We start from the raw sequence: 8,218 nt of genomic DNA, 5'->3' as shown, positions 1-8,218 counted from the left end.
CTATGAACGCACTTCAAACGGTGAATGCGTTTATTGATAGGGCGTTTGTTGGTCATTTAGGAAGAGACTCGCTTGCCGCAGTAGGCGTGGCAGGGCAGCTTCTATTTCTCTTCATGTCTCTTGCGATTGCCCTTTCAATTGGTACAACAGCGATTGTTTCACGGGCTTATGGGGCTAAAAACTTAGGCGATGCCCAAAAAGCGACCCGACAGAGCTTACTCCTTGGGATTGTTTTAGGGATTTGCGCGGTAGTTATCGCTCTTGCTGTTATGCCATTCTACGCTAATCAAATGGGTTTAGAGCCGGCAGCACGCGATTTGGCCATTCAGTACTTATCAATTTCCCTGCTTAGCCTATGTCCCCTCTTTGTTATCAATTCGATATATGGCGCTTTTCGAGGAGTTGGCGATACTCTTCGCCCGATGTGGATCATGATCCTGGTCAATATCGTCCATATTGGCGGAGATGCGCTGCTTATTAATGGGAATTTAGGGTTTCCAAGACTTGGATTGACTGGGGCAGCAATCGCGCTAACCTCTTCGGCATTCATGGGGTTAATTGGATACCTAATCATTTTTAATAAGTATGGGATTGAAGGCGCGCTCAAGCTTGAGATGCCTGATTTTCACTGGTTCAAGCGTATTCTGCGCATATCAATACCCGCCTCAATGCAGATGTTCTTGCGGGTCAGCAGTATGATGGCGTTTACTGGGGTACTTGCACGTAGTTATCCTATCGATCTACGAACAGCGGCTGTTGCAGCGCTTCCAATAGGCCTAATCGCCGAAGGAATAGCCTTTATGCCTGGAATGGGTTATTCAATCGCTGCATCTGCTCTAGTGGGTCAGAATCTGGGAGCCAAAAGACCCGATCGCGCTGAAAAGTTGGCGTGGCTTTCGGCTTGGCAATGCTGTTGGCTCATGTCGGTTATGTCTGTAATCTTCTTTGTCTTCGCCCGTAATTTGGCAATGTGGTTTATCAACGATCAGCAGGTAGTTGAAATAGCAGTTTCCTACTTACGTATTATGGCGATAACAGAACCGTTATTGGCATTTGCCTTAGTATTATCCGGTGCGCACCAAGGGGCAGGGGACACAATACGTCCTACTGTTGTTACAGGTGTCAATATGTGGCTAATCCGCTTCCCGATGGTCTACACATGGATTATTATTTTTCACGGTGGCGCTAGTGCTGCCTGGTGGACAATGTCCTTAACCCAAGGTATCGCAGGAATAGTCATGATATTCGTTTTCCGTTCAGGTCGTTGGAAGACTGTCAAAGTATGAGAGGGAAGGGATAGAAGCAAGAAGCAAGAGGCAAGAAGCAAGAATTATTCTCATTCTCTAAATAAAACCGTATAACTCAGAGTAGACTTCCTTGATGTATCGAAGGACGAAGACGGATTGCAGTTAGATAAAGAGAAGGTTGCTTCGTCACAAACTTCCTCGTCATGACACAGTTATGTATGATGCTTCGTTAGAAGAGTGAAGCGGCGTTGCAATACTTCTTCTGATTTGGATTAAAGACTAAGAATTCCTGAAATACCTGATGTCCTATGCTTCTAATACTTACCTGAACAGTTGACAGAGAGGTAGAATTGAGATATTGTTAAGGTAAGTCTCCGGCAGGCTTGTTTTTTGTTGCGTGCGGGAGGATCTACTAGGGTCGCGATGAGTTCTACGAAGAGGGATATTGCATGATTTTAGATAGGTTTCGACGTTATACGCTGCTTTTATTAGTTCTTCTGATAACGGCAGGGGCTTTTGCCAACCCGAAAATCGATAAAGATAAGCTCCAAGCTCGTTATAAAGTGTTGGCCAGCCAAATCGATGCCGCTAGGATGGCAGAGACTGTTCGGTTTTTATCTTCTTTTAGTTCGCGTATTCCCGGTTATGAGGGAGATAAGAAAGCAGCCAATTATGTCCAACAGCAGTTTGTCGCTGCAGGACTGGAAAATGTGCGCCGTGAAATGTTCCCCGTTACTGTTCCGATTGATAATGGCGCAGGGATAACGGTAAATGGGAAGGAAATCAAGCTTCACGCGCTCTGGCCAAATCTCGTGCGCACATCTCAGCTTCCCTTTATCCCTGATTTCGTAAAGAATAATCGCGCTTGCGGCAAGGTCTATAGAGCCTTCGTAAAAGAACGCGAATTTGAAAATGTATTCTTGTTTATCGTTAATGATAAGGGAACTTATCGACTCGTAAATCAGAGCGATAAAGACAAAACCCCACAGCCCTATGTTCTCGATAAAGTAGACCTCGACAAATTTGTTATCCAGTCTTCAAACGCCCAAGATGTCATGAAGAGTTTGGGAAATCTTGCGGTTAAAAACCGATGGCTTGAAATAACAGATGGAGTTACTGGCCCTCTGCTTTATGTTGGAAATGGCAAACTCGAGGAATTTAACGGCCGACAGGTTGCCGGAAGTATTGTTATCGCAGATTTCAATAGTGGAAATCAGTGGTTGAATGCGCCGCGATTAGGGGCGAAGGCTGTTATTTTCATCGAACCTGAAACCACGATGCGCGGTGAGGCAGAAGCTAAATTTATTTCGATCCCCATCAGTATCCCTCGTTTTTGGATTTCACGTTCGGATGCGCCTCGAATTCTTGCCCTTGCGACTGGTTCCGCAAAACCGGTTGCTACCGTCAAATGTAAGATGCGCTGGCAGTCAGTGGAAGCCGCTAACATCATCGGTTCTATCCCTGCTCCCGATCAGATACCCGATGAGAATGGCAAGTTAATTAAGAACCCTTATAGCACTCAATGGATTGTCGTCTCAGGTTATTACGACTCTACTTCGGTTGTTCCTAGCTTAGCCCCGGGAGCTGAGAATGCAACCGGAATTGCAGCTATGTTGGAGCTTGCGCGTTTGTGGCAGAAGGAGAAATCTTATCGCCCGATTTTATTCGTCGCAAGCAGTGGGCATTATCAAGCTTTATCAGGCATCCGCGCTTACATCGACAAGCACCTTCCCGAATATGAGAGTATAGGGATTGCTGAGAAGGTTTCTAACAATTCACTTTACTTTTACTTAATTCTCGGGATGATAGCAGTTTTTATCGGGCTGAATTGGCTAGTTTTTCGGACAGTGAAGAAAACCAAGGAAGCCGGTTCCGCTCGCACGATTGCAATAGTTGCTTGTTTAATATTAACTCTTTTACTCGGAACAGTAGTATCTAGAAACTTGAAAAGTGGCTCTTCACGAAAGCCGACCGAGATTTATCTATGGGCAACTCTGGACTTGTCGACCCAATCACGGATTGTGGGGTTATTCTTCAAGGGTTGGTTCTACGACTATCGCGATGACTTGCAGAACAAGTTTTCTGACGTAGCGCGTGCATGTCGCGAGAATGCCGATCGAATTGCTCCAGTATACGGTTTGGAAGGCAAGGATATATTTGCTGATGGCGTAAACCCGACAGAAGGTCGAAACTGGCGAACCTTTATTCCAGGCAAACCTGCCTTCGATTGTGAAGCCGTCACTGTGGCTGGCGGTTTAGGTATCACCTTTGCAACCACTGATGATGTGCGTGGTCTGGTGGATACCCCCTTTGATACTTATGATAAGGTTAACCTGCCGAACCTAACGCTCCAGGTGCAGACCTTGGCTTGTCTTTTTGATCATATTCTGCATGATCCGACTGAGCAAGGCGATCCCAATACCCTTCGTTTCCCAGTAACAGAAGGCTCAGGGTTCACACGCATTGGGCTTCAGAATGGCTTTGGAAAGCTGCACGGACGCGTACTACGATTCGATCCGGAAAAGAGCTTTGTGCCAAATACCCCGATTGAAGGTTCATTGGCGGTTTTGAAAAATCCCATCAAGAGCTTTATGGGCGTTCGGGGAAATATGATTTCGATGGTTTATGTGAAGCAGCCTGTTCCAGATGAGAAGTGGCTGAAGGAAAACCACAAGAAACTAAACGATTTTAAAGCATATTATGAGTTCTCGGGCGTCCCCCCTATTACCGCCTTTGGTTACGGCAAGGCAACGGATATAACGGCCTATCATGTCGATGAAATCACCGGTGAGATTGACTACGCCCCTGATCAGGGACAAGGTGGTGGGGCCGATTACACTTTAGCGCCTACGATGAACTCAGGGGATAGAGACACCTCGATTGTTGTGTTCAAGTGCGTTCCGACCGCTATATACGATCTGGTTGATCCTCAGTCACTCAAAGTTTTAAGCGGTCTTACTTTATTCGAAGGCGACACCAACGGCACTCCACGTCGTTATGGGGTAGAGATGGGTTCGACGGGAGTTGCAAATACCTCATACGTGGAGGATGTTGCCGTTATCTTCACTGAGCCAGGCGCCAGACTAAAAATCAAGATGAGCTCTAGCTTGGCAGATACCAGGTTGCTTCTTTTGAACTCGCTTCCACCGGATTTTCCCGATGGAGTTGGTTATCTTGTTGCGGGTGATCCTCGCGATGTTCCAGGGTTCCAGTTAAACAGAGATCCTAAGATATACAAAAACGAGGGCCAGATCGCGATTGGAGGAGCCATCTCCCACACGGCGCTCTATGCGGCCAAAGATATGTGGCTACTGGATGACTGGCGATTACAAAAACTCGAGAAGCACCGAATTGTAAACACCGGTGTCAGCAAGCTTCACGCGCTAGCGAAGGAGAATCTTGATAAGGCGGATATAGCGCTTAAAGAATTGAATTATTCCGACTTGGACGTTCTGAGCCGAGCGGCGTGGGGTTATGAAGCACGCGCTTATCCGGATGTCCAAGCAACAGCAAAGGATGTTGTTAATGGCGTCATTTTCTACCTGGCGCTGCTCATGCCATTTGCTTATTTCATGGAGCGGCTTCTGTTTGCTTGCCGCATCCTAACTAAACAGCTTTCAGCCGCAGGGGCTATTTTTATCGTCACCTTCGTAGCTCTTCGCTTTATTCACCCAGCTTTTGACATTACCGGCAACCCTGTGATCGTATTTATCGCGTTCATCATGGGTGCGCTGTCAATTATCGTCTCGACATTCATCATTGGGAAATTCGAGCAGAACTTGAAGGAGCTTAACAAGCAGACGATGGGTGTGCATAAGGCCGATATCGGGCGTATGAGTGTTGCTTTTGCAGCTTTCAGCTTGGGTGTATCCAATATGCGCCGCCGTCCGGCTAGAACCTTCTTAACATCACTGACGTTGGTCCTGGTTACTTTTATTGTTCTTTCGTTTACGTCTGTCGTAAACGAATTGCGATTTAATGAGATAGATGCGCCGGGTGTGCCGCGTTATAACGGACTAATGATCCGCACACCTGTTTGGGATAAGCTGCAGGAATCATCCTTTAGGATATTGCGCGATGAGTTCAAAGATCGTGCGATTGCTCCGAGATCGTGGATGTTCGGAAGTGAGGGAGGGACACAGAATAACGTTACCTTCCGCCGAGCCGACCGTGACTATTCTGCAAAGGCAATCGTTGGATTAAGCCCCGATGAAGCCAGGATCACTCGACCGCAAGATGCGATAGTCGGTCGTTGGTTTATTCCTTCAGATGTATACTCTATTATAATCCCACGTCAAATGGCGATTGCTCTCAAGGTAGACGAGCAGGATATAGGGAAAGCTCGCATCAACTTCAGCGGCCAGGAATATACAGTCATCGGGATTTTTGATAGCGCCAAGCTTAAGAAGATTCTCGATCTCGATGGGGAACCATTAACTCCGGTTGACTTCACTGAAATGGACCGAATGGCGAGGCAGGGTAAATCGGAAAGTGGGCAACAGGCGTTTAAAGAATATGTCCATCAAGACCCCGAAGTGTGCGTTTATATCCCCTATCGGACGAGCATGAATCTTGGGGCGGATATTCGATCGATTTCGGTTGAATTCACTACTCCTGAAGAAACTCAAGAGGTTATGACAAAGCTCATGCCGCGTTTGGGTTTGAACCTCTATGCGGTTACACCACAAGCCAATAAGCCTCCGAAAATCACACGGTTCAGCACTATCTCTTCAACTTCCAGCCGTGGACTTGAAATGGTCATCATTCCGATTGTTATTGCTGCGGTTATTGTTCTTAATACTATGATCGGAGCTGTGTTTGAGCGTGTTAAAGAAATCTCTATCTTTAGCGCCATTGGTCTTGCGCCTAATCATATTGGAATGCTGTTCTTTGCAGAATCACTGGTATTTGCAATTTTAGGTTCAGTGGTTGGCTATTTCGTCGCTCAGACGGCGGCTAAGATACTAATTATCTATCCGATAGCAGGACTCTATCTCAACTTCTCATCAACGGCGGCTGTTCAGGCTACTGTTGTGGTCGTTGGGGTCGTGTTATTGTCGACAATTTATCCGGCTCGCAAAGCATCTGAAGTCGCAACTCCTGCCATGGAACGCGGCTGGAAGCTGCCTGATCCGGACGGAGATTCTTGGCGATTACCTTTGCCGTTCTCAGTGACCAGCGTGCAGGCTGCAGGACTGGCTGTCTTCCTGTCTGAATGGTTCGCCGCTTATGAAGAATACTCAGTCGGAGATTTTGTCACTCAAGATGTCAAGAGCAGCAGTTTTGATACCGAACGTGGGATAGGGTATCGGGTGAATTGCACCTCATGGATCGCTCCATTCGATCTTGGTGTTAGCCAGGAAGTCGAAATTGAGAGTATTCCGACAGAGATGTCTGAAGTTTACGATATCTATGTGAACCTGAAGCGTTTAAGCGGTGATATCGCCAACTGGAAACGTGTCAATAGGCGATTCTTGAATACTCTGCGAAAGCAATTCCTGATCTGGCGAACGCTGAGGAATGAAGAGCGCGAACGGTATGTCGTAAGTGATCCAAATGATGCGACTGTCGTGCCAAGCCCATCCCCTGGCTCAGCCTCATCCTAGTTATACTTACTTAGCAATAAGGGCATTGCGAGAGCGATGCCCTTATTGCTTTTGGGATAATCTTATCTCGAGATTAATCGAAATTTGTAATGAGCCATAGGGTTGTGAACGAGAATGTATTTTCTTCTAATCACCTGTTTGGAAGAAACAAAAAGCGCCCTTTTAAGTCAAACCACTTGACGCAATTGATTAATCGTGTTACATTGTTCATGCTAGGTAGTTATACGGAGGAATTTTGGAAGTGCGTAGCTATGGATGGCGTCTGTTAGGGTTGTTGCTGTTAGAAATGTTGCTCTTAACGCAAGCATTCGTCCAAGGGGCACTGGCTGCAACAACTCCTATACCCGTAAAAGTATCGCTCGGCCCGATTAAAAATCAGACCGTATTTAATGCTTTGCGAGTTGGAGATGTATGTTTTGCAACCAAGCAGACGATCATCGATATGAATTGGGACGAAGCGAAAGACGTTCATAAAGCCAAAAATTCGCTTAATGTCAAAATAGGTTCACGTTCCGCTTTCGTTGAGTTCCAGAAAATTAATGGTAAAGACTACTTCAATCTGCGTCGAGCGATTGAATCTCTGGATGGTCAGTCTAATTGGAGTTCAGACGGTAAAGTTTTATTCATTCGAGCCAGGCTGGATAGCATCACCATTACCAAAGATCATCAAGCCGTTATCAAATCCTCGTTCCCTGTCAACTGGGAAGTCAAACCGATTGCAAAAGGTAATCGAATTGCGATTGATTTATTGGGTGGATATTTGCCATCTAAATCAGTGCCTGTCGAGATTACACCTGATGTTGCCAACGTTCGATTTGGGGCGCCGCAAGATCAAGTTGCCCGTATCGTTTTTGACATGAAGGCGCCCTTTGAAGCAAAGTACGATGCACAATTCCTTACTTCGCATATCGGGTTTGCATGGACGATCGATCTTACAAAAGCAACTGAAACAACGCCAGTAGCACCTTCTCCACCTGTAATACTTCCTCCGGCCGTCATTGGGAAACCGACATGGGAAAGCCTTCCGGATGAGCGGATTGTTATTCATATTCCCACTAATCGACGCGTTCAAGTGAGCTTGCTGGCATCAAAAGAGCCGCTTAAGGTCTCAATTGAATTAATTAATTCCAAATACGACGACAATCCTATTGATGAAAATATAAAGGAAGGAATACTGAAAGCGTTACGTTTCGATCAACAGTCAACTGACCAAAAATGTGTAGCTCGCTTAGGGGTTGATGTTGGTCGAATAATGGGAATAAGCGTTTTGGCGAAGTCGAGTGAGGTAACGGTTATTCTGACTCGACCAAGAGGTTCAACAGGAAAAATCTCTGAGAAATTAATTGTAATTGACCCTGGCCACGG

The 8,218-nt window shown here is 46.2% G+C and carries 3 protein-coding genes; all 3 read left to right on the top strand.

The genetic code is table 11. From position 1 onward, the window contains the following. Positions 1–1,286 (top strand): MATE family efflux transporter (locus tag WCO51_06945; protein ID MEI6512997.1); only part of this gene is annotated, 1,286 nt, incomplete at its 5' end. 410 nt (positions 1,287–1,696) lie between these two features. Further along, positions 1,697–6,853 carry an FtsX-like permease family protein gene (locus WCO51_06940; protein MEI6512996.1) on the top strand — a complete coding sequence of 1,719 codons (5,157 nt, stop codon included), beginning with the start codon at positions 1,697–1,699 and terminating at the stop codon, positions 6,851–6,853. Positions 6,854–7,094: 241 nt separating this feature from the next. Further along, positions 7,095–8,218, top strand: a 1,124-nt coding sequence (locus WCO51_06935; GenBank protein ID MEI6512995.1) for an AMIN domain-containing protein, incomplete at its 3' end; no start/stop codon positions are given.

Source organism: bacterium, assembly GCA_037131655.1.
Taxonomy (GTDB): Bacteria; Armatimonadota; Fimbriimonadia; order Fimbriimonadales; family JBAXQP01; genus JBAXQP01.
This window is presented reverse-complemented; position numbering and strand designations above follow the sequence as displayed.

What these genes read in the sequence shown, in the direction of transcription:
- WCO51_06940 (MEI6512996.1), top strand. Translation starts at nt 1,697, where the DNA reads ATGATTTTAGATAGGTTTCGACGTTATACGCTGCTTTTATTAGTTCTT.